The sequence below is a fragment of the Telluribacter humicola genome, from assembly GCF_017355935.1.
In the GTDB taxonomy this organism is placed as follows: Bacteria; Bacteroidota; Bacteroidia; order Cytophagales; family Spirosomataceae; genus Telluribacter; species Telluribacter humicola.
This window is the reverse complement of sequence record NZ_JAFIQT010000003.1, coordinates 367,732-391,322: the sequence shown is the minus strand read 5'-3', so window position 1 is coordinate 391,322 and position 23,591 is coordinate 367,732. Positions and strand designations below refer to the sequence as shown.

Here is a 23,591-nt window from a genome sequence, read left to right as displayed (position 1 = left end):
TAGTAGTGCTTTCGGCATTTAATAATAAAGGACTACTACTGCTTGGGAGCCATAGCCTGGTTCGCTAAGCTACTGGGGCCTATGTAGTATGTCTCAACACTGAAACTTATTAGCTATGAGACCACTGAAAAAGAGCATAATCTTAGTTATTGGCTTATATGTACTAAGCTATGGAGTTCTTCTTGCGTATGACTTCTTCCGGGTGCCGTTTGATGGCCTGGTGGCAGGCTGGCGCTACCATCGTGTGATGGGAATAGTGGGAGTTCTGGGAGGGTTACTGGTACTACTCATCAGAGGTTTTCGCTCCCGAAGTACCATCTATCAGAACATTTCTCTTTCCGCGTCTACACTGGTATTTCTACTATTGATGCTGGAAGCCGTAAGCTGGATTATAATACGGACCCAATGGCTCCCTGCCGCAAAGCCCAGGCACCACCTGCTAAATGATGCCCGTGATCTGAAATCGCACCGTCGCCCGTTCTGGGGCTATTTTGACCAAGATCTGGCTTTCTGGCGCTTACCTAACGATACTCTGTCCGTTGGGGCTTGCCATGGTGAAACCATCTATTATAAAACCAACTCCTACGGGGCGCGGGATGAGGAAAGGACTCCCGCAAGTACTACGGGCAAACGAGTGGTTTTTGTGGGGGACTCCTTCATTGAGGGCTATATGGTTAATACGCCCCAGCGGGCCACTAATCGGCTGGAACAGAAGACCGGGGTGGAGCATCTTAACTTTGGAATAGTAGGTACAAGCCCAATCAACTACTACCTGACCTATAAGCATATGGGGAAGAAGTTTGAGCATGACGCGGTAGTTATAGGCCTGCTGCCAGCCAATGATTTTGAGGACTATACCCATAGAAAGCGGATCGGTCTTATAGAAACGCCTATCTACCGTCCCTATTGGGATATAAAATCCAGGCCGTATCAACTAAAGTACTCACTGGACTCACTGGGGCAGTCGGCTTATTCGCTCGAACACGACCGGGATCATACCATAGTTCACCGCACCATTGACCATGTCTACCGCTCTTTGCCTCTGGGCAAAAAGGTACATGCTGCTTTTATGGATAACTCCTACACGTATCAGCTAATCAAAGGACTGAGGAAAGAGCGTGTCGTGAAGGTCAATAAAAACTACTCCCGCTATAACGACTACACCGAGGCTGAGTGGGAGGTATTTGCCCATTCGCTGGAGCGGCTTTTCCAGGAGGCGGCCGATAAACAGATACTGGTCATGATGTATCCTATCCTGAACGAGATAGAATCCTACGCCGAAACAAAGCAAAACCGGATTCGTAATCAGATAGCAGCTCTGTGCGAAAAGTATCAGGTAGGTTTTATTGACTTGCTTCCCTACTTTCATGCCTATGAGGGTGACTGGCAGGACCTGTACGTCCCATGTGATGGGCACTGGTCGGAGCGGGGGGAAGAACTCGTAAGCGAAATCCTGTACAACCATCCGCTGTACCAAAACCTGCTGGGACTGAATGAGTAGAGATTAGTAGCGCTTGTAAAAGCACAGGCCCTGCCCGGTACAACTTGTCCGGACAGGGCCTGTGCTTTTATAGAGATGTGAAGTACTCGTAGCCGGAAATCAATATCCGCCGCGGTACTTATAGGTACTTGCTACTTTATCAATAGCCACAATATAGGCTGCAATACGTAGTGGTACCTGGTACTGCTGGGCTGTCTGATATACTTTATTGAATGAATCCTTCATGATACGGTCGGTACGGCGATTGATCCGCTCGAGCGTCCATTTGTATCCGATGCGGTTTTGTACCCACTCAAAGTACGATACCGTTACACCTCCGGCGTTGGCCAGGATATCGGGTACTACCATAATGCCCTTTTCATTGATGATATCATCCGCCTTGAAGGAAGTAGGTCCGTTAGCGCCCTCTACGATCATCTTGGCCTGAATGCTGGATACATTATGATGGGTAATAACGTCCTCCTTGGCGGCGGGCACCAGTACATCTACCGGTAAGCTGAACAGCTCTTCCGGAGAAATCATCTCAGCCCCCTGAAAGCCCTCCAATAGTCCATTGTTACGGTCGCGGTAGGCAATAGCGGCTTCTATGTCGATACCGTTCTGGTTGTAATACGCTCCCGAAATATCACTGATTCCCTGGATACATACTCCCCGCTCCCGAAGTAGCGAAGCCGCATGAGAACCCACGTTACCAAAGCCCTGTACGGCCGCCGTAGCTTTGTAAGGGTTCAGGCGGAGTTTTTCCATGCCGGCCAAAGCACTTACCATCACGCCGCGTCCGGTGGCCTCGGTGCGTCCCAGTGAGCCACCCAGTACCAGCGGCTTACCCGTTACGACAGCCTGCACCGTCATGCCTTTGGCCTTAGAGTATTCATCCATGAGCCAGGCCATCTCACGAGGACCGGTACCCATATCCGGAGCCGGTATATCCTGGTCAGGACCGAATACATCCAGCATGGAAGTAGTATAGGCGCGCATGAGTCGCTCTATTTCGCCCGCCGACATCTGGCGAGGGTTACAGGCGATTCCACCCTTGGCTCCTCCGTAAGGAATATCCACTACGGCGCATTTCCAGGTCATCCAGGCAGCCAGTGCCCGTACCTCGTCCAGATTGACCGCGGGATCAAACCGGATACCTCCCTTACTAGGGCCCAAAATGGTTGAATGAATAACACGATACCCCTCGAAGGTACGGATCTCGCCGTTGTCCATGGTGACCGGCAAGCCCACAATTACTTGTTTACGAGGAACTTTGAGAATGTGATACATCTCTTCGGAGATACCCAGAAGCTGTACGGCTTTGTCAAATCGTTGCATCATCGACGCCAGGGGATTCTCCTTATCTGTGATTGGCGCCGGTTCTATATAAGTCATCATTTTTGTAATAATCAGTTGGTTACTAGTACGTTGTATGAAGTGCTAAAAATCGTCTATACAAACATACATTATTTGTAATAATAAAAGCAAAGAGCTATTTTTTCTTGAAATTTTATAATTTATTCACGTTGGTATTTTCTTTCTCAAAATAGCTATACGTGCGAATAAAGGCATATAAACATCGTCAGAGTCCAAATATTTATCTGTGTTTTTCATAAATTGTAAAATAGTAACTTTTTAATTTTTTTGCTTTAACAACAGATAATGAATGAAGTATAGATAAATCCTGCTAATTTTGTTCCCGGATAGGCCACAGCATTAAATAATCTAAGTAGAGAACTTTCAAAACCCTACCGCTATGCAAGAAGAAAGGACCCGGTACTCGGAAGAAGAACTGAAAGAATTTGAAGAACTGATCCGAGGGAAGCTTGATGAAGCAAGAAGCGAACTTAATTACATTAAGGAGACCCTTAGCAAAAAGAACGATAGCGGTACAGACAATACAGCAGGTACGGCTAAACTTCTGGAAGACGGCGCTGATGCCAGCGAACGTGAGAACCTGAGCCAGTTGGCGGCGCGCCTGCAGAAGTATGCAACGCAGCTGGAAAACGCGCTGATCCGTATTAAGAATGGTACCTACGGTGTCTGTATTGATACCGGAAAACTTATTCCTAAGGAGCGGTTGAGGGTAGTACCTCATACACAGCAGACTATCGAAGCGAAGCTGAAGCGCGTGAGCTAGGAAGCCATTGGTAACAGTATTCCGGATTACATGATTTGTACTCTCTTTACAGGGACGCCCGCAAGGCGTCCTTATCTTTTTTAGGGCGGTATGAGTATCATTGGTATAGCTGTACATTTTCAGGTAGTGAAATAAGGCTAATGATTGATTACAGCCAGGCCGAGGCGTGTGCTGATCTGCTTTGAAGTATCAAAGAACTGTGCCAACTGGCGTCAGGACTTAGAAGTTATTGCTGATTTAACTAAGGCCAACGCTTACTGGCAGAGCAGTAGCTTTCGGAACAAGGGGTACTTTATAGAGTAAGTGCTACTACTACATCTACCAACCACTCATGCGCTACGTTACACTTCTGGCCATACTGCTGGCCTCTACTGCCTCAACAGAGCCCAAAAAAGCTCCTGTGTCTTTCTCCCGGTATTTTGTAGCTGCCGAAAGCTACGAGTCGGTGGGCGTATTGGATGTCGATAATGATGATACACTGGATATTGTATCCGGAGATTTCTGGTACAAAGGTCCCCGCTTTCGTCAGCGCCACCTGATCGGCAACCAGCCCCGCAAGGATCAGTACTATGATGATTTCTCAACCATTCCTTTTGATGTAAATAGTGATGGCCGCACCGACATTATCACCGGAGGATGGTTTGATGGTACCCTGCGGTGGATGGAGAACAAAGGAGAAGCCCAGTGGACCCGGCACGAACTGGCGAAGGTAGGTAATGTGGAGTGTACCCGGGCCTGGGATGTTGATGGTGACGGTACCCTGGAGATTTGCCCTAACAACCCGGGCCATCCGCTGAAGTACTTCAAGCACCAGAAAGGCGGGACTTTTAAGCAGGTAGATGTAGCACCTACCCAGGGCCATGGGCTGGGGTTTGGGGATATTAACGGGGATGGTAAGGGAGACTTTGTGGTAAGTGACGGCTGGCTGCAGGCCCCGGACTGGACCCTGCACAAGGAGTTTTCGTTAGGTACCACCAGCGTGCCCATTCTGGTAGTAGATGTAAATGGGGATAAGAAGAACGACCTCATCGTGGGGCAGGGGCACGGGTACGGCCTACACTGGTATGAACAGAAAAGCGGAGCCAACGGCCAGCGCTCGTGGACGAAGCACATCATTGACGACAAGAACTCACAGTACCACGCTATGGAGTGGGTAGATGTGACCGGCGATGGCAAGCCCGAGCTGGTGACGGGTAAGCGCTACCGGGCTCATAATGGTAAAGACCCCGGTTCCGAAGATCCGGTTGGGTTGTACTACTTCACTCTCAATAATGGAAAGTTTACCAAGCATGCCATATCCTACGGTCCGGCCGGGGAGGGCAAGGGTACAGGTATTTACTTCGCGGTGGCCGATCTGCGGAAGACCGGCCGTAACGATATAGTGGTAGCCGGAAAAGACGGCCTGACCATTTTCTTTAACGAAGGAGCAAAATAAGAGACAGGTACCTACCGGCGAATGGCCTTGACTACCTCCCGCTTCCGTCCCGGGCCCGGGTGCTTTTCGACCGAAAAGCCGACGGCATCCAGCGCCCGTCGCACGCTTCCTTTGGCGGAGTAGGTCACAAGTACACCACCCGGGCGGGTCATAGCGGCTATTCTGGCAAATACTTCCTCCGTCCACAACTCAGGTTGGGCAGTGGGAGAAAACGCATCGTAGAAGATAACATCAAAAGGAGCGTCATTGAGCGTAAAGTCTTCCAGCGTTGTATGCACTTTGCAAAAGGAGAAGTACTCCGTAAGACGGGTATACGCAGACCAGGGAGCCTGATGAAGTTGAGCCAGCCCGGCCTTTCCCGTGATCTCATCAAAGTTAAGACCCTCAACTTCTTCGTCGGCGATGGGGTAGGCCTCTACGCCCAGGTACTCAACAGGCTTCTGAAAATCATCTGCCTGCTGCCAGGCTAGTAGGGCATTAAGGCCCGTTCCGAAGCCCATTTCAAAGATACGCACCGGAGCACTGGCCTGCTCCAGCGCAGGCTTCAGACCCAGATTAATGAATACATGCCGGGATTCCTGCAGGGCTCCCTGCATTGAGTGGTAGTGCTGATCTAATTCTGTGTTATAAAGGGAGTTGGAGCCGTCGGCGGTGTATACCAGACGACCAGGGCGTGCGGCGGCAGAATAAGGCATAAAACGTAAATCTGTTTAGGTCAAATCAGTCGTCGGAGTACAAGTTTGGTAAAGAACATCTTTCCATCCCGTTTAACTAGCAGCTCTATCTCCTCTCCGTCCCCCTTCTGCATGAGCTTGTAGATTTCCGTAATATTCATATCATGTACCGGACGATCATTTACAAATAAGAGTTGATCCCCTTCCTGCAATCCTGCATAGGCTGCCGGGGAGCCCTCAGTTATGTGCTGAACCATATAAGAGCGAAGATCGGTTCCCAGTGCTCGCAGCCCCAGTCCGCTCATGTCATGCTCAAAGCTTTCTTTGATGCGTTTCTTGATGGGCTTGAGCACCATGTAGCCCTCCTGGTAGTTCATGGTCACCTTGAAGCGCCGGAGCAGCTCGCAGCCTATGTTGCCCTGGCGGTTACCCCGGTCGGGTAGTTTGGCCCCGAAGGCGTTACTGTCAGGGAAGGAAGCCAGTACATTGTCCAGCTCGAATCGCCCAAACCGGACCCGCTCAATCCGCCCCAGACTGCCATTGATCACTCCGTTGAGGCCGCGGCCTACCTGGGTATGTATGAGCTTTTCGGGGAGCTGTATACGCTCATCCGATGACTTGTCGAGTAGCAGTGCGTGGCCAGCCCCCGTGTCTATCACCACGCGTATGGGATGCTCACGTCCATCGGCAAGTAGAGCTACCGCACTTGTAAATGGTTTGGTGTCTTCTATGGTGATGGGGTATTGGTCCCCTTTGCGGGAGTGGTACCGGTAGGTACCGGGTTTCCGCAGGATGAGCTCTTTGGCCGAGAAATCAATGGTAACAATAAAGTTATTGAATATCTCGTGTCCGAATATGCCATGAACCGGTACGCCTACGTACTCAGCCAGGTGTAGTACATCCTTGTCCAGCACGATCAGGTTGTGGTGATTGGCCTTCATGTGGAGCATCGACAAGGAATTATCAATAGCTACATGCGCCGAGATATCAGTGCCTTCGCCCGCTCCGGCCAGGCTTACCTTACGGGTTAGCCGAAGCGTGTTCGTATCAAGCGCCTTGGGGTCTGTGACTATGGTAGAGCTTACACCGGTATCCAGTATAAAACGAAGCGTATCAGAGCCGTTGATTTGTACAGGAACCAGAATGAGGTTGGAATGTAGTTCAAAGGGGATACGTGCAAACCGACGGTTACCTTCCAGAAAAAAGCCGTACTTCTCCTTGGATACAGTAAGCTTTTGTGCCGTAGCACAAGTCAAAGCCCCTATCCAGATCAGGAGTAAAATAGCTGTCAGCCCGTTCGCTCGCTTCATGGCTTTGTATACTTTTTCTACATACTGTAAAGTTACTGATTAGTCTTGTTTAAACACAAAAAAAACTTCGGTGGTGTCAAAATGTTATCAAAATTCTGTAAAAGAATCTGAAAATGGTCTTCGTAGGGAAAAAGTGGTAATTTTGCAGCGTAAATCAGATGGTGTTACCTTATACAGCTTACCTACCTATGCGCAAGAAAATAGTAGCCGGAAACTGGAAAATGAACAAGACCCTCGATGAAGCCCTGGCGCTTACCTCCGAGGTAGTTAATATGGTCAATGATGAAGTAACCGGCGATGTGCAGGTAATCCTTTGCCCCCCTGCCATATACCTGACCACACTTAATAAGTACGTCGAAAACTCCCCAAAAATAGCCCTGGCCGCTCAGAACTGTTCGGATAAAGCATCGGGTGCTTATACCGGAGAGATCTCGGCTTCCATGCTGAAGTCTATTGGCATTGAGTACGTAGTCCTTGGACACAGCGAGCGCCGTGAGTACTTCGGTGAGACTAACGCTCAATTGGCTGGTAAGGTAAACATTGCTCTCGAGAATGGGCTGACGCCTATCTTCTGCTGCGGTGAGTCACTGAATCAGCGTCAGAATGAAGACTATATCGGATTCGTAAAAAATCAGATTACCGAGAGCCTGTTCCACCTGTCGGAAGAGCAGTTTGGGAAAGTAGTGATTGCCTATGAGCCAATCTGGGCCATTGGTACCGGACTCACTGCCAGCTCTGAGCAGGCGCAGGAAATGCACGCTGCCCTGCGCGCGCATATTGCCGGCAAGTATGGTAACGAAGTAGCGGATAATACCTCTATACTATACGGTGGTAGTGTGGGTGCTGCCAACGCCGAAGAGCTATTTGCCAGCCCGGATGTAGACGGTGGTCTGGTGGGGGGAGCTTCGCTGAAATCGCGTGACTTTACCACTATCATCAAAGCTCGTCAGTAATCGTAGCTGAGATAAAATAACAGAAAGAGCCGGTAATCTGCGTATAGTGTATCCGATAGATACAGCAGATTACCGGCTCTTATTCATATACCTTTTCGCCCTTTTGTAGCCATATCCCCCAGACGGGCGAGTAGGCGTGTACTTTCTGGGTAGGCTGGCCCTTACTGTCTACAATGGGCTTATCCTGATTTACCCATTCAAATATACTTCCGTACAGATTATACACCCGCGTATAACCGGCATCAATCATCTTCTTCCCTATCTGTTCGCTGCGTACACCCACTGAGCAATATACCACCAGAGGCGTGTCCTTAGGAATATCCTTGATGCGGTCCAGCGAGAACTCCTCGTAGCCTACCCAACGGGCCTTGGCTATATGACTGACCTGGTACTCCGCCGGTGCGCGTGTATCCAAGAATACAGCCCCTTTCAGAGCCTGGGCCTTGTCACAACCAATCAGCGGGACGTCCTTTTTGTACAGCGTATGAAGGAGCGCTTTATAAGGCTTACTAGTTATTTGGCCATCAGAGGAGTTACACCCAAAAAGCATCGCTATTATAACAAAAAGAAGAATTTTTGATCTTTTTTGCACGATTGTTGTTATATTGGAGAGGGAACAACTTATTGATAGTAGCGTTCGATTATTATCAACATTACACCTAATACACTTTAACAACAAGCATGAGAAATTGGTTTGGTCGTATTACCCGTCCAGGAATACTGCGGGTAATAGTTGGAATGTGTGTCTCATTGATTGTAAGTTCAGTAGTAGCAACAGCATGGAAGTTGCACAAGTCGGCGACTGTGCTGGAAGCTCTGGTTACAAAAAAACCAGAGGTTGTCAAACCCGCTAAGAAAGCCAGAAGAAGAGCAGGACCTGTACACGTACTGCCCGAGGCGAAATGGGTAGATAGCACGTTGGCTACGCTATCGCTGGATGAAAAGATCGGTCAGTTCTTTATGGTGGCCGCTTTCTCTAACAGAAATGAGTACGAAAACCGCTATGTCGAAAAACTAGTCCGGGACTACCACCTGGGGGGGCTTATCTTCTTTCAGGGAGGTCCTTACCGTCAGGCTGTTCTGACTAATCGCTTTCAGGCCCAGTCCAAAGTACCCTTGTTTATAGGTATAGATGGGGAGTGGGGGCTAGGTATGCGTCTGGATAGTACCATTGAGTTTCCCCGTCAGATGGTATTAGGTGCCATCAAGAATGATGAATTGGTGTACCGCATGGGCGACGAGATCGGTAAGCACTGCCGCCGCCTGGGCATTCATATCAACTTTGCTCCGGTATCGGATGTCAATAGTAATCCCAAGAACCCTATTATTGGTGTGCGTTCATTCGGTGAAGACCGCGAAAATGTAAGCCGTAAGTCTTCGGCCTACATGAAGGGCCTTCAGCGCAATCACGTCATTGCTACGGCCAAGCACTTTCCCGGCCACGGTGATACCGATACCGATTCACATCTCACTCTTCCGGTAGTTAATCATTCTGCTGAGCGGTTGCAGGAGATAGATATCTATCCCTATAAGAAAATGATTGCTGATAGTCTGATGGGGGTACTGAGCGGACACCTGTTTGTGCCCGCCCTGGACAATACACCCCAGCAGCCTTCCTCACTATCTCACAAAGTAGTGACTGAGCTACTTCAGAATGAGATGGGCTTCCGCGGTCTGGTGTTTACGGACGCCATGAATATGCAGGGAGTACTTAAGGCAGGAAAAGCGGCCGATGTAAACCTAAAAGCCTTGTTGGCCGGTAATGATGTACTGCTTTATCCTGAAAAGGTAGGCGAAACAGTGAAGCGCATCAAAGACGCCCTCGAGCAGGGGACTATCACGCAGGAGTTTATCGATAAGAAAGTAAAGCGTATTCTGCAGGCTAAGTACTGGGCAGGATTAAATCAATACAAGCCTATAGAGCTGGCAAACCTGTATCAGGATCTGAACAATGTCGAAAGCAAAGAGCTGATCCGTGAGTTGAGCGAAGCGGCAGTAACTGTGGTTCGTAATGATAATGGTCTCCTGCCGATCCGAAGCATAGAGGGAATGAAGGTAGCCTCGGTAACCATAGGTGCTGGTACCGGTACAGCCTTCCAGAAAATGATCGCTCACTATGCCCCGATGCGTCACCATACCTTTGCGGATAAGCCCAGTACAGACGAAGAGATTGCTCAGATGATGACCCATCTGGAGGCCTACGAAACCATTATTGTAAGTGTGCATGGTATTAGCTCCTCGGCCCGCCGTAACCACGGTATAACTGCCGGTACGGTTAACTTCATCAGCCGGATGAAACAGCAGGGGAAGCGCGTAGTACTGGCCTTGTTTGGTACGCCTTACAGTATTCCGCTTTTCCCTGAAACCGATGTTCTTTTATGTGCCAACCAGGACGGCGAGGATTCACAAATGGCCGCAGCACAGGTTATATTCGGAGCCTTACCTGGTCAGGGAGTACTACCCGTATCCGTGTTATCTTACCAGCCGGGCCACGGGTACGAAACACAAGCCATTGGCCGCATGAGCTACGGGTCGGCTGAGAGTGTAGGTATGAGTAGCCGTATACTGCACAATATTGATTATGTAATCACGGAAGCGATCAATGAGCATGTGTTTCCCGGTTGTCAGGTATTGGTGGCCAGAAAAGGTAAAGTCGTGTTCGACAAATCCTACGGTACCCTTAACTACCGTTCGGCTGAGCGTGTAAACGAAGAGACTATCTATGATCTTGCTTCGGTAACCAAGGTGGCCGCTACCTTACAGGCTGTTATGCTGCTCTACGATCGGAAGCTGATCGATCTGGACAAAAAAGCCTCAGAGTACCTTCCGGAGCTCCGCTTTACTAACAAACAGTACTTTACTATCCGTGACCTCCTGCTGCACCGCTCCGGCCTGGTATCCTTTTACCCTAAGTTGTGGGAGCGTACCATGACCAGAGGCGGCGGACTTCTCCCTGAGTACTACAGTGCTTCGGCCGATAGTACATTCCCGCTGCAGGTTGCGCCCCGGCTACATGCCAAGCCTACGCTGCGTGACTCAGTATGGAAGTGGGTCGTGGAGTCGCCGCTTCATAACCGCCGTGAACGTTCCGGACAGTACTCCTATGTATACAGTGATCTGGGCTTCCTCACCCTGCAGAAAATCGTGGAGCGCGTGACTGCTCAGCCCCTGGATCTGTTTGTACATCAAAATATCTATGAGCCCCTGGGACTGACCCGCCTTGGCTTCAACCCGCTTCGTCGTTTCCCCCAGAATCTGATCGCACCCACTGAGCAGGACATCCGGTTCCGGAGTCAGCTGATCCAGGGAACCGCTCACGATCAGATGGCGGCTATTCAGGGAGGCGTCTCCGGTCATGCCGGCCTGTTTGGAACGGCCTTCGAAGTAGCCACCCTGCTGCAAATGAATTTGTGGAAAGGTATATACGCCGGGAAACAGTTTTATCAGCCGGAGACGGTTCCGCTATTTGCCCGTATGCAGGATAACATTCACCATCGGGGCTTAGGATGGGATAAAGCGCCGGTGAGCGGAAATAGCTCCTATGTCTCTTCTAAGGCTTCCATCAACTCCTTTGGGCATACTGGTTTCACGGGAGCAGTAGCGTGGGTAGATCCGGACGAAGAACTGGTGTTTGTTTTTCTTTCCAACCGTATTCATCCCGACATGGAGAACAACGGAATCAACCGCCACCGCACGCGTCGTAAAGTACATGATCTGGTGTATGATTCGATCCTGAAGCTTTAGTCACCGGTTGCACCCCTGGCATCTTTCTTTGAAAAAATATACCTAACTTTAAGGGCAATTTTTTAACAAAAAATTACCCTTCTCTTCAAAATCAGGTATATGCAAGGAAAAACTTTTACTAGTTGGCTGGTAGTGCTATTTGTCAGTTGGTTGTGGGCTGGTCAATCTTTGGCACAAACAACACCCACCATTACTACCGGAGTACCGGACAAGACAGTAGTATGCCTGGGGGGGACCATTTCAGTACCCTTTACTAAGACGGGTACTTTTAATGCTGGCAATGAATTTACTGTACAGCTTTCGAATGCTGCCGGTAGCTTTGAACACGTATTCAACTTAACGCCTAACGGCGCCGCCAGCCCACTGGTAGTAACTATACCTACTATTGGTGTTGAAGCTGGTACTGCTTATAAAGTACGTGTTGTAGCTAAAGACCCCCTTACAGTGGGTACGGCCAGCACCTCAGTACTTACTATTCAGACTGCACCGGACGCTCCGGCAGTAGCCAATGTAGAATATTGTCAGAATGCAGCAACAGCTCCACTTACGGCAACGGGTACTAACCTGAAATGGTATACTGCTGCTACGGGCGGAACTGCAAGCGCTACGGCTCCTACTCCCAGTTCATCGGCAGCAGGGGTAACTTCCTACTATGTCAGTCAGTCAAGCAATGGAGGGTGTGAAAGCCCTCGTGCCCAGATAGAGGTTACCATTAAGCCAGCTCCGGCTGCTCCTGCAGTATCCCAGGCTAGCTACAGCTACTGTGTAGGACAAACGGCTACTCCCCTTAGCGCCACCGCTACTTCAGGAAATACCCTTAAATGGTATCAAGCTAATGATACTCCTTTAACCGAAGCTCCTACGCCCTCTACTTCATCAGCAGGTACAACTACCTATAAAGTATCACAGGTAAACTCAGGCGGTTGTGAAAGCTCAAAGGTGACCATTACTGTTACCGTAAGTGAGGTTCCGGCGGCACCTACTGCCACAAGCCCTGTTGAAGTATGTGCCAGCACAACGCTGACAGCTACTGGTGATAATCTGCGCTGGTACGACTCATCTAATAATCTGCTGACAGAAGCACCTAAGCCTACCAGTGCGGGTACCTACTATGTGACGCAAACGAAGGGAGGATGTGAGAGTGTCAAAAAAACTGTTGTTGTAACGATTAGTCCCGCTCCTGCTGCCCCGGCTGTAGCCCAGGCTACAGTAGGGTACTGTCAGGGAGCTACGGCTCAGGCTCTGTCGGCTACGGCCACTAGTGGTAATACGCTACGATGGTACCTGCCCAATGGTAATTCCCAGGCTACCGCTCCTGTCCCGGGTACTAACACAGTTGGTGAGCAGGTATATAAAGTAACTCAAAGAAACGGCCTTGGCTGCGAAAGTGCTCCCACTGAAATAAAAGTAACTACGAGTGCTATTCCTGCTGCTCCTACTCTTGATGGTCCGGCTGTATACTGCCAGACAAAAACAGCTACTTCTCGCACTTTAAATGCTACGGCTTCTGCCGGAAACGAGTTGCGCTGGTATCAGGCAGCCACCGGTGGTACGGCTATCTCTGCTCCAGTCATAGACCTCGTCAATGCTACTAATCATACCTTTTACGTCAGCCAGGTAACACCTCAGGGGTGTGAAAGTTCAAGAGCTAAAATTGATGTTCGGGTAAATCCTTTACCTGCTTCGCCAACAGGAACGCAAGATGTTGTATACTGTCAGTTTGCTACGGCTACTGCTTTAAAGCCTACTTTCTCAAATGGAGCTACCCCTAACTGGTATGGAACCAATGCTACCGGTGGAACCAGCTCCGCTACTGCTCCGGTACCATCTACACAGGAAGGAGGCGTTACTTCGTACTATGTGAGTCAGACGGTGAACGGGTGCGAGAGTGACCGGGCCGAGATTAAAGTACGTATCAATACTACTCCTCTGCCAACTGTGAGTACTCGTGAAGAATACTGTAAGGATGCCACGGCCACACCTCTTGCGGCTCAGGGCGATAATCTGAAATGGTATACTGTAGCAACGGGTGGAACTGCAAGTACTACGGCTCCGACACCTAATACCACAAAGGCTGATAGCACTTCTTACTTTGTAACTCAAACCAAAGCAGTAGGTACAACAAATCTTACTTGCGAAAGCCCCCGGGCTAAGATTACTGTTGTTATCAATCCGCTGCCTGTACAACCTACTGTTACCTCGGTAGAGCAGTGTCAGACACGCCAGGCCCAAAACATTACCTTGGCGGCTACCGGTGCTGCGGGCAATACCTTCCGCTGGTATACAGCTGCCAGTGGTGGTACGGGCAACACTACCGCCCCTAATGTTAATCTGCTCAATGTGGATACTACCTCTTACTATGTAAGTCAGGTAACTGTGAAAGGTTGTGAAGGACCGAGAGCTCAGCTTCGGGTGGAAGTAAAGCGTCTGCCTGCTCTACCCACTGTGCAGTCACTGATAGAATATTGCCAGTTTGTTACAGCCACACCGCTAGCGGCTACCCCTGAGACTGGGGCTACTATCAACTGGTATGGTACTAATGCCACTGGTGGTTCCGCTTCCGCTAACGCACCTGTACCCTCTACACAGGATGGTGGTACTACCTCTTATTATGTAAGCCAGACGTTGAGAGGCTGCGTGGGAGATCGGGCTGAGATCAAGGTTCGTATCAATACTACTCCCAAGCCGGCTGTTACTTCACCGATTGAGTATTGTCAGAATGTCACGGCTAGTCCACTCGCCGCGCAGGGTGAAAATCTCAAGTGGTACCGTGAGTCTGCATCAACGGAGTCACAGACTAATCCTTTTACTCCTTTTACGGCTAATGTAGGTACTTACTCTTTCTATGTAACCCAGACAGGTAGCAATAAGTGTGAAAGCCCTAAGGAAGAGATCAAAGTACGCATCAAGCCTCTGCCATCGGCTACAATCGGTGGAGATAAAGCCATTAGTCTGGGGCAGTCGGCCGAGATACTGGTAAACTTTACCGGCGATGGCCCATGGAGCTATGTACTATCCAATGGTTTGTCCGGACGTACTTCTCAGAATCCTCTGCGTGTTCAGGTTTCTCCGCAGCGCACTACTACCTACCTGGTAACGGAGGTGTCCAACGAATGTGGTAAGGGAACGCCTAACGGTAGTGCTATGGTAACTGTTTTGATCCCAACCATCAGCACTGGTAACCCTACTACGGCCAGCCTGTGTGCCGGCAGAACATTTACGATCCCCTTCCAGGCATCGGGTGAATTCGTATCTACTAACAAATTCAATGTACAGATCTCTCCAGACACCACCGACCGGAATTTCTACACCATACCTACTGTCCAGAATGGTAACGATGCCGTAGCTACCGTACCTGATAGTACCAGGGGCGGCAACTACTTTGTACGGGTAGTAGGGGAGAGCCCACAGTTTATATTGCGCGGAAGCATAAGCCCTGTCAATGTTACAGTACGTCCACTACCTACAGCTACGCTGACGGGTGCTACTACCATCCTGATTGGCGAAACGGCTAACCTGAGTGTAGCTCTGACGGGTGACGGTCCCTGGACCTTTACCTTCAATAATGGTACGCGTGATTCGCTTATCACAACCAGTGTAACTCCGCATATTGTAACGGTGAAGCCTGGTACTACTACTACTTACTCGGTGGCAGCGGTGTCTAACCAGTGTGGTACCGGTAAGGCCAGCGGCACGGCACGCGTGCAGGTAGATCCTATCCTGGGGGTAGAGCCGGTACTGAATGCGAAATGGCTGACGGTATATCCAAGCCCGGTACAAACCACCTGTATTGTAGATATAGAGGCCTCGCTGGTAGCGGGAGAAGCTCAGTTACGGGTGTTTGATATAAGTGGACGGCCGGTGCTGGAAAAGAAAGTACGCGCCACCAGGACAGAAGTAGACTTTAGTCGCATGGCTTCGGGTATATACCTGATACAGGTTGAAAACGGCGGCCGGGTGGCAGTACGACGAATTGTAAAGCAGGACTGATAACTAATACTGATCTATAAATTATAAAAAGCGAGGAGGTGAGCCTTCTCGCTTTTTATATGTCCTTACTTTTGCCCCATGGATTTATACACGGACAATTACTTTATGAGCGAAGCGCTCAGCCTGGCGCATCGTGCAGCGGAGGCAGGGGAAATACCCGTAGGCGCAGTCGTGGTGTGTAAGCAGCGTATTATAGCCCGCGCTTTTAACCAGACCGAGTTGCTGCACGATGTCACGGCTCATGCCGAGATACTGGCCATTACGACGGCTTCGGAGTACCTGGGAGCCAAGTACCTGCAGGATTGTACCCTGTACGTCACGCTGGAGCCCTGTGTCATGTGTGCGGGGGCGCTGTACTGGGCACAATTGGGGCGGGTGGTCTATGCGGCCAGTGATGATAAGCGTGGTTTCAGCCGATTAGGAAAGTCTGTACTACATCCAAAGACCGTCCTGGATAGTGGTATTATGGAGGAGGAGAGCCGCCAGTTGCTTCTCAACTTTTTTCGCCGCCTAAGAACATAAAAAAGATTTCCTCTGTTACCTAAAGCGAAATCTAAATCTTATAACCTATAAACTGTATTTTACAATGGCATTTACACTCGATCCACTACCCTACGCTAATGACGCGCTTGAGCCTCATATCGACGCTATGACCATGGAGATCCACCATGATCGCCACCACCAGGCTTATGTTAACAACCTCAACAACGCCATCGCTGGTACAGACCAGGAAGGTAAAAGCATAGAAGAGATTCTGTCGGGATCTAATCTGTCGGCGGCTGTTCGTAATAACGGAGGTGGACACTGGAACCACTCTTTTTTCTGGAAAACTCTTTCTCCTAATGGAGGTGGTAGCCCCAAAGGCGAGTTAGCTCAGGCTATTGAGTCTAAGTTTGGTTCGTTTGATGCGTTAAAAGAGGAGTTCAAAAAAGCGGCAGGTGGCCGTTTTGGTTCAGGATGGGCGTGGTTGATCGTTACCGAAGGTGGTGATCTGGCTGTTACTTCTACTCCGAATCAGGACAACCCTCTGATGGGCGTAGCCGAAACCAAAGGTACTCCTGTCATTGGTCTGGACGTGTGGGAGCATGCCTACTACCTCAAATATCAGAATAAGCGCCCTGATTATGTGGATGCTTACTGGAATGTAGTAGACTGGAATGCCGCTGAAGAGAACTATAAATCAGCCCGTAAGGCCTAATATAGAGTAATGAAAGGTTTATGGCTTGTAAAAAAAATGCCTGTTGGTATTGCAAGCCATAAACCTTTTGTATAGTTTTGTACTCTCAAAAACGGAGATTGTAGCTCAGTTGGTTAGAGCGCCAGATTGTGGTTCTGGAGGTCGCGGGTTCGAGACCCGTCTTTCTCCCCTCCGAAAAACCCCGCGTAAGCGGGGTTTTTCTTTTGGTACCTAGGGAGTCTGTTCATTGGTACCTGGTGCTTATAGCCCAATCGTTTCCTTGCAACTTTTGCCGGCTTTACGTGTTTATGTGTCAGGTCATGTGACCTGTAAACAACGTATTCTCTGTCCCACTCATCCGTAAAGTACTATCTTGATTACACAACAATCCATCCCGGTCAGGCCACCGCTGTTAACTCCCACTACCCGGCGGATCATTTTCATAGTGCTACCCCTTATGTACCTGGCGGGGGTAATTGGCTTGCAGGTAGAGTCGCTTCAGCCTGTCTTTCGTCCGCTCATTCCTCTCAACTTACTAGCTTCTCTGGGGCTGCTTCTGCTGTTCCATACCGACTGGAACCGTTCCTTCCTGCTGTATTGCGTAACGGCCTTTCTGGTTGGTTTTTTTGTAGAAGTGGCAGGCGTTCATACCGGCCTTATTTTTGGTTCCTATCAGTATGGTTCGGCTCTGGGCTGGAAGGTATGGGAAGTACCGCTGGTAATTGGGAGCAACTGGCTTATGCTGACCTACGCCAGTGGGAGTATCTGTGACCGGTTATCTGCACCAGCCTGGGTTAAGGCGCTCATAGCTGCTGCACTAATGGTTGGGTTGGATATCCTGATCGAGCCGGTGGCTATCGAACTGGACTTCTGGAGCTGGAACAGTGCAACTATTCCTCTGCAAAACTACGTGGCCTGGTACGTAGTTTCGGCTTTACTCCTCCTGCTATTCTACCGCCTCTCTTTTAGCAAAGACAACCGGCTGGCACCTTTGCTCTTTCTGCTGCAGTTTTTTTTCTTTGGGTTGAGTACCTTGTTTATTTTTTGGTAAACAAAAATTAAACAAATTTGGAAATCGGTTGTTAATTGTATGTCTGTCCGAACAGGCGTGTATACTAAAAGAGGGTAGCTATCTGAATAGGAAGTATAGTAGACACGAAGCGCCTGACTTATAGAAGGTTTCAAGGCTAATGCTGTCCCGTCAGATTTGTAGGAAGGAACAATATCTATTTGGATCTGTTACTATATAAAGCAACGACATAATCTTTTTTAAGCCCTCTTTCAGTAAACTATGAGCAACTATTCTATACGCGATCTTGAACAACTTTCGGGGATAAAAGCTCATACGTTGCGTATTTGGGAGCAGCGCTACAACATTATTTCTCCCAAGCGTACCGATACCAATATTCGTCTGTACGACGACCAGGATCTCAAACTCGTCCTGAATATCTCACTGCTTAAAGACCACGGGTACAAGATCTCTGAAATAGCCAAGATGAGCTTTGAGGAGATGAGTAATGAAGTCATAGCCATCTCTGACCGTAAGCTTAACTATCCCGATCAGATTCATTCACTCACGATATCCATGATTGATCTGGATGAGGAGCGATTTGAGAAAGTAATAAGTACTAATATCCTGCAGTTTGGATTTGAGAGTACAATGGCCAATATCATCTACCCGTTTCTGAGCCGGATCGGTACATTATGGGTTACTGGATCAATCGGGCCTGCTCAGGAGCACTTCATTACCAATCTGGTCCGGCAGAAAATTATCGTAGCCATAGACGGACAGGTGGTAAAGTTAGGTCCCAACTCAAAGAAGTACCTGCTGTATTTACCCGAAGGTGAACTGCATGAGATAAGCCTGCTATTTGCTAACTACATCATCCGGGCGCGCCATAACAAAGTGGTGTATCTGGGGCAGAGTCTGCCGTTCAATGAACTGGAGTTCGCCTACGACATTCACAAGCCTGACTATGTCTTCACCGCTATTACATCGGCACCCGCCAATAGTGATGTACAGCCTTATGTGGATAACTTGTCCGCTCGCTTTCCTAATTCTACCATCCTGCTGACGGGGTACCAGGTTGTAGGGCAGGGTATTGATACAGCCGAGAATGTCGTTGTCATTAACAAAGTAGACGACCTGATCAAATTTGTAGAATCCTAGCTTACTACATTCTGCGGGCTACCTGCCTGAAACGCCTCAATATTTTCTGCCGCTAGCTGTAACAACCGCTGCCGTGACTCAAAGAATGCCCAGGCTATGTGGGGGGTAATAATACAGTTGGGAGCATTGAATAACGGATTATCCGCCTGAGGTGGCTCTGAGGAAAGTACATCCAGTGCAGCCCCGGCTATTTGTCCCTTTTGCAAAGCATCGGCCAGATCGGCTTCATTGATAAGCGGCCCCCTGCCGGTGTTGATGAGGTAGGCTGACGGTTTCATCAGGGCCAGTGATTCTGCGTTTACGATCTCCCGCGTATCCTCTGTAAGGGGGCAGTGCAGACTTACCACATCGCTATTTTTGAAAAGTTCTTCCAGGCTTACATTTTGGATCTGACTATTGTCGGTCTGGGAGGGATGCTTGCGATAGACCAGTACCTCCATACCAAAAGCCAGCGCCACCTGAGCTACCTGCGAGCCTATGTCACCCAGCCCGATCAGTCCCATTGTTTTACCACTCAATTCTACCAGGGGCGTTTTCCAGTAGCAGAAGTCGGGAGATTTAGTCCAGTCGCCGCTGTGTACACTCTGGCTGTGCAGCTCTACGTGGTTGGTGAGTGCTAGCAAGAGGGCAAAGGTATGTTGGGCTACGGAGGGTGAGCTATATCCCTTTACATTTGTTACCACGATTCCCTGACTACGGGCAGCTTCCAGATCTATATTATTATATCCGGTGGCCGTTACGCCGATGTATTTTAGCTTTGGCAGTTGGGCTAGCTGTTTATCGCGTAGTTCTAATTTATTGACCAGCACGATATCGGCATCCTTAGCCCGCTCTACAATCTGCTCCGTGGGAGTACGGTCATAGATAGTAACAGTACCTAGTGCTTCAATGGATTCCCAGCTTTGGTCGCCGGGGTTAAGGGTATAGCCGTCAAGGATAACAATGTTCATAGGTAGTGGTAGTAAGTCAGGAGGTAGCAGGTACCTCAGGTTATCAATAGTGATGGGGTAGTACAGTATTGGGTAAGGGCAAAGATCTGTATTTTTTCTAGCTACTTACAAATTCAAGCGCCCGCCTTTCGGACCAGGTATATTCATCACGAGCTACCATGAAGCCCACGTGGCCGCCGAGCCGGGGCGTTTCGAGGTAAATGTGGGGGTGCTGTTCGGCCAGAGCAGCCGGAGCGCACTGGGGAGTAAGTATTGGGTCGTTCTGCGCATTGACCAATAGTACCGGTATCTGTATGCCCGGCATATAGTTGAGCGCCGAAGCCTGGGTATAAAAGTCGGTAGCATCGCGGTAGCCTCCCAGTGGAGCCGAGAATGCCTCGTCAAAGTCCTGCCACACCCTTACAGACTGGAGCCTGGTAATATCCAGCAGACCTGGGTGCAGCTCCGCCTTCAGCAGTACTTTCCTGGTGAGCTTGTTTAGAAATCGCTTTTTATAAAAACGGTTGGAAGGGCTGTCGAGAATACGGGCGCTGGAGCCCAGATCAACGGGCGCCGAAACAGCCATCCCACGTCGTATCACATCGGGAGCCTCCTTGCCGTGCACCCCCAGGTACTTCAGCGTGATATTACCACCCATACTGAAGCCGATCAGCGCTACCTCTTCGTACCGCCGGGTGCGCAGGGCATGCTGTATGACTTCGTGAATGTCGCCGATCTCACCGTGGTTGTACAGCCGGAAGGCACGATTCATTTCACCACTGCACGAGCGACAGTTCCAGGCCAGTACATCCCAGTCACTTTGAGCGAACAGCTTGGCCGTACCCATCATGTAGGGGCGGTAGGAGTCACCCTCCAGGCCGTGTGTCAGGATGACCAGTCGCTTGCTGCCCCGGTCGACCCAGTCCAGATCCAGAAAATCGCCATCCGAAAGATCCAGCCGCTCACGCTCGTACACCAAGCCTTTTACCTTCCGAAAGGCGCTGGGGACGATCGTCTGCAGGTGCCCGTTGTACAGGTAACGCGGAGGGCCGGGGTAGGAAGAGTGGCGTAGAACAGGCATATAGTCCGAAAGCTAATGGTGTGGTATTAGCAATAAACAAAAGAGTCTGTACACGTATCGCGTACAGACTCTTTTAACGTATTCAGACCCGTTGTGGTTCTGACTTATTTGTTACTACTGCCACTGCCCAGCCTGCCGGCTCCACCGCTTTGCTGTTCCTGCTGCATCGGGTTAGGAGTACGGCGCTGCTGCTGCTTATAGAGCTGGAAGCGGGTAGGCTTCTGCACCGGCGGGAAGGAGTTGTTGCTGGTTTCGATATCAGCAATTTCGTTGAATGGATCGAGTGTCCACTGTACTACCTTCTTCTTGGTAGAGATTACCTTCAGGATCTGCTGATCGTTGAAGCGCCAGATTTCGGCGGGGAAGCGGGCTACAGAGTCCGTTCCGTCTTCGAATTCCATCCGCACGATCACCGGCATCACCACTCCGCCCTGGTTCTTAAGGGTCAGGGTATAGAAGTTCTGGTTATTCTGTACCAGTTCGCGCTCCTCAGGCGTCAGCGTAGCCAGGTACTCTTCGTACTTCTGACGATCCGCCGGAGTTACTTTATAAGGATCGTAGCTGTTGTAGAAGTCGCGCATGGTCGAATCCTGAGCTACTACCGTTTTGTCCTTGTTCTGGGCATCCCGGATCTTGCTCATGGTTTGAGCGCGGCGGGCTGCTTCTTCACGGGCCAGTGCCTTCTCTATTTCCGGGTTCTGTGTGTTCAGGTTGTACCACTCTACATTGACCAGCGCCTGATCTACCGGCTGTACACCGTAGAACCAGCCCTTCCAGAACCAGTCCAGATCAACCCCTGAGGCATCCTCCATGGTACGGAAGAAGTCGGCCGGAGTAGGGCTCTTGAAGCGCCACCGGTTGGCGTATTCTTTAAATGCATAGTCAAATAACTCGCGGCCCATTACCGTCTCGCGCAGGATGTTCAGCGCCGTAGCGGGCTTGGCGTAGGCGTTAGGTCCCAGACCAATCACATTGTCCGACGAAGTCATGATAGGCGACAGTACCGACTTATCTGACGACATATAGTCGACGATCTGAATAGGTTCTCCACGACGGGTAGGGTAGTTGAAGTCCCACTCTTTCTCAGCCAGGTACTGGCAGAAGGTGTTCAGGCCTTCGTCCATCCAGGTCCACTGACGCTCATCGGAGTTTACGATCATGGGGAAGAAGTTGTGACCTACCTCGTGGATGATCACCCCGATCATGCCGTACTTCACCTGCTCGGTATAGGTACCATCCGGCTCGGGGCGGCCACCGTTGAAGCTGATCATGGGGTACTCCATACCACCACCGGGTACCGCGTGGCAGGAGATAGCTACCGGATAGGGGTACTCGAAGGTACGATTACCGTACGATTTCAGGGTGTGCTCCACGGCGCGGGTCGAGTACTGTCCCCACAGTGGGTTACCTTCCTTAGGGTAGTAAGACATAGACCAGATCTTGCGGCCGTTGCCGTATACATCGGTCTGCATAGCATCCCAGATAAACTTACGGCTGCTGGCAAAGGCAAAGTCACGAACGTTGTCAGCTTTGTATACCCAGGTTTTCTTGCCGGTAGGCTTGCCTTTTTCGGCCTGCTCGGCTTCCTGCTGCGTTACGATTACTACAGGTACCTTGGAGGTCTCGGCCTGCTTGAGGCGCTGACGCTGCGTAGGCGTAAGTACCTGCGCGTAGTTCTGGCATTCGCCGGTTGCGGCTACGATATGGTCATTAGGTACTGTGATGGCTACTTTGTAGTTACCAAAGATCAGCGCAAACTCACCCTGACCCAGGAACTGCTTGTTCTGCCAGCCGTTGACATCATCGTAGGGAGCCATGCGGGGGAACCAGTGCGCGATGAAGTAGTTGTAGTTGCCATCTTTTTCGAAGAACTCATACCCGCTGCGACCGTAGTAGTCAGTAACGTAGTAGTTCCAGTCTACCCCAAAGACCACATTGGCACCCGGCTTCAGCGGGGTCGGCAGGTCTATACGCATCATGGTATTGTTGATGGTGTAGGGGAGTGGCTTACCGGCCTTATCACGAACGGCAGTGATGTTGTAGCCGTACTCGCTGTTGGCCTTGTTGCCATGGCTGCCATTGGAACTGAGGCTCTGAAGCTGCCGGGGCGTAGCACCGTTTGGTCCAATACCTCCCGTACCGGTCACTCCCGAAATGGAGCTTTTGTCGAATATATTCTGATCCAGCTGGAGCCAGAGGTAGCGAAGCTCGTCCGGAGAGTTGTTAAAGAATGTAATGGTTTCGGTACCGGTGATACGCTGGTTCTGATCGTCCAGTTCGGCCTTTATATCATAGTCAGCGCGCATCTGCCAGTACTCGCGCCCGGGAGCTCCGGAGGCGGTGCGGTAGGTGTTGGGGGTAGGGAGGGTGGTACCCAGTTGCTCAAAACTGTCGTTGGCGTTATACCTCTCAGAGGTTGGAAGCCGTTGCGCTTGAACACCCGTTACCAACAGACACGCTACCACAAAAGAAAGGAGTTTGTTCATGGTTTGGTTTACTGTGATGAAT

At 50.1% G+C, this 23,591-nt stretch carries 17 protein-coding genes and 1 tRNA gene; 11 read left to right on the top strand and 7 right to left on the bottom strand.

Annotation, left to right across the window (positions count from 1 at the left end):
• Nucleotides 1-115: 115 nt before the first annotated feature.
• Nucleotides 116-1,501, top strand: a complete 1,386-nt coding sequence (locus JUB14_RS16980; RefSeq protein WP_207507594.1) for an SGNH/GDSL hydrolase family protein — start codon at nt 116-118, stop codon at nt 1,499-1,501.
• A gap of 99 nt (nt 1,502-1,600) precedes the next feature.
• Here JUB14_RS16980 and JUB14_RS16975 read toward each other — a convergent pair whose 3' ends face one another.
• On the bottom strand, nt 1,601-2,875 hold the full coding sequence (locus tag JUB14_RS16975; RefSeq protein WP_207508092.1) for a Glu/Leu/Phe/Val family dehydrogenase: 1,275 nt from the start codon (nt 2,873-2,875) through the stop codon (nt 1,601-1,603).
• 361 nt (nt 2,876-3,236) lie between these two features.
• Here JUB14_RS16975 and JUB14_RS16970 point away from each other — a divergent pair, with 361 nt between their 5' ends.
• Both JUB14_RS16970 and JUB14_RS16965 read left to right on the top strand, forming a co-directional pair.
• Nucleotides 3,237-3,620 carry a TraR/DksA family transcriptional regulator gene (locus tag JUB14_RS16970; RefSeq protein WP_207507586.1) on the top strand — a complete coding sequence of 128 codons (384 nt, stop codon included), beginning with the start codon at nt 3,237-3,239 and terminating at the stop codon, nt 3,618-3,620.
• A 331-nt stretch (nt 3,621-3,951) separates the two neighbouring features.
• Complete coding sequence (locus JUB14_RS16965) at nt 3,952-5,055, top strand: FG-GAP repeat domain-containing protein (RefSeq protein WP_207507584.1); 1,104 nt, start codon at nt 3,952-3,954, stop codon at nt 5,053-5,055.
• Nucleotides 5,056-5,066: 11 nt separating this feature from the next.
• Here JUB14_RS16965 and mnmC2 read toward each other — a convergent pair whose 3' ends face one another.
• Nucleotides 5,067-5,750: a tRNA (5-methylaminomethyl-2-thiouridine)(34)-methyltransferase MnmC2 gene (gene mnmC2, locus JUB14_RS16960; protein ID WP_207507582.1), complete on the bottom strand. Its 684-nt coding sequence runs from the start codon at nt 5,748-5,750 to the stop codon at nt 5,067-5,069.
• A 20-nt stretch (nt 5,751-5,770) separates the two neighbouring features.
• A complete protein-coding gene (locus tag JUB14_RS16955) occupies nt 5,771-7,039 on the bottom strand; it encodes an aspartyl protease family protein (RefSeq protein WP_207507580.1) in 1,269 nt (422 codons plus the stop codon).
• Between the two features lie 188 nt (nt 7,040-7,227).
• Here JUB14_RS16955 and tpiA point away from each other — a divergent pair, with 188 nt between their 5' ends.
• Nucleotides 7,228-7,992, top strand: coding sequence for a triose-phosphate isomerase (tpiA, locus tag JUB14_RS16950; protein WP_207507578.1), 765 nt, complete (start codon nt 7,228-7,230; stop codon nt 7,990-7,992).
• A 79-nt stretch (nt 7,993-8,071) separates the two neighbouring features.
• Here the strand turns inward: tpiA and JUB14_RS16945 are convergent, their stop codons facing one another.
• Nucleotides 8,072-8,584 (bottom strand): rhodanese-like domain-containing protein, encoded by a 513-nt coding sequence (locus JUB14_RS16945; RefSeq protein WP_310586156.1) that lies wholly within the window; start codon nt 8,582-8,584, stop codon nt 8,072-8,074.
• A gap of 89 nt (nt 8,585-8,673) precedes the next feature.
• Between JUB14_RS16945 and JUB14_RS16940 the strand changes: the two genes are divergently transcribed.
• From JUB14_RS16940 to JUB14_RS16910, 7 genes are all read left to right on the top strand, one after another.
• Nucleotides 8,674-11,736, top strand: a complete 3,063-nt coding sequence (locus JUB14_RS16940; protein ID WP_207507576.1) for a serine hydrolase domain-containing protein — start codon at nt 8,674-8,676, stop codon at nt 11,734-11,736.
• A gap of 168 nt (nt 11,737-11,904) precedes the next feature.
• Nucleotides 11,905-15,726 carry an Ig-like domain-containing protein gene (locus JUB14_RS16935; protein ID WP_207507574.1) on the top strand — a complete coding sequence of 1,274 codons (3,822 nt, stop codon included), beginning with the start codon at nt 11,905-11,907 and terminating at the stop codon, nt 15,724-15,726.
• A gap of 78 nt (nt 15,727-15,804) precedes the next feature.
• Complete coding sequence (locus tag JUB14_RS16930) at nt 15,805-16,248, top strand: nucleoside deaminase (RefSeq protein ID WP_207507572.1); 444 nt, start codon at nt 15,805-15,807, stop codon at nt 16,246-16,248.
• A 64-nt stretch (nt 16,249-16,312) separates the two neighbouring features.
• Nucleotides 16,313-16,924 (top strand): superoxide dismutase, encoded by a 612-nt coding sequence (locus JUB14_RS16925; RefSeq protein WP_207507570.1) that lies wholly within the window; start codon nt 16,313-16,315, stop codon nt 16,922-16,924.
• A 93-nt stretch (nt 16,925-17,017) separates the two neighbouring features.
• Nucleotides 17,018-17,093 (top strand) — tRNA-His (locus tag JUB14_RS16920).
• 183 nt (nt 17,094-17,276) lie between these two features.
• Complete coding sequence (locus JUB14_RS16915; protein ID WP_229367946.1) at nt 17,277-17,954, top strand: carotenoid biosynthesis protein; 678 nt, start codon at nt 17,277-17,279, stop codon at nt 17,952-17,954.
• A gap of 240 nt (nt 17,955-18,194) precedes the next feature.
• Complete coding sequence (locus JUB14_RS16910; protein ID WP_207507568.1) at nt 18,195-19,073, top strand: MerR family transcriptional regulator; 879 nt, start codon at nt 18,195-18,197, stop codon at nt 19,071-19,073.
• Here JUB14_RS16910 and JUB14_RS16905 read toward each other — a convergent pair.
• The 3 genes from JUB14_RS16905 to JUB14_RS16895 all read right to left on the bottom strand — a co-directional run bounded on the left by JUB14_RS16905 (nt 19,070) and on the right by JUB14_RS16895 (nt 23,569).
• Nucleotides 19,070-20,023 carry a D-2-hydroxyacid dehydrogenase gene (locus JUB14_RS16905; protein ID WP_207507566.1) on the bottom strand — a complete coding sequence of 318 codons (954 nt, stop codon included), beginning with the start codon at nt 20,021-20,023 and terminating at the stop codon, nt 19,070-19,072. The two genes, JUB14_RS16910 and JUB14_RS16905, sit on opposite strands and share 4 nt — an antisense overlap.
• 97 nt (nt 20,024-20,120) lie before the next feature.
• Nucleotides 20,121-21,083: a YheT family hydrolase gene (locus JUB14_RS16900; RefSeq protein WP_207507564.1), complete on the bottom strand. Its 963-nt coding sequence runs from the start codon at nt 21,081-21,083 to the stop codon at nt 20,121-20,123.
• 104 nt (nt 21,084-21,187) lie between these two features.
• Nucleotides 21,188-23,569 (bottom strand): M1 family metallopeptidase, encoded by a 2,382-nt coding sequence (locus JUB14_RS16895; RefSeq protein ID WP_207507561.1) that lies wholly within the window; start codon nt 23,567-23,569, stop codon nt 21,188-21,190.
• Nucleotides 23,570-23,591 lie beyond the last annotated feature (22 nt).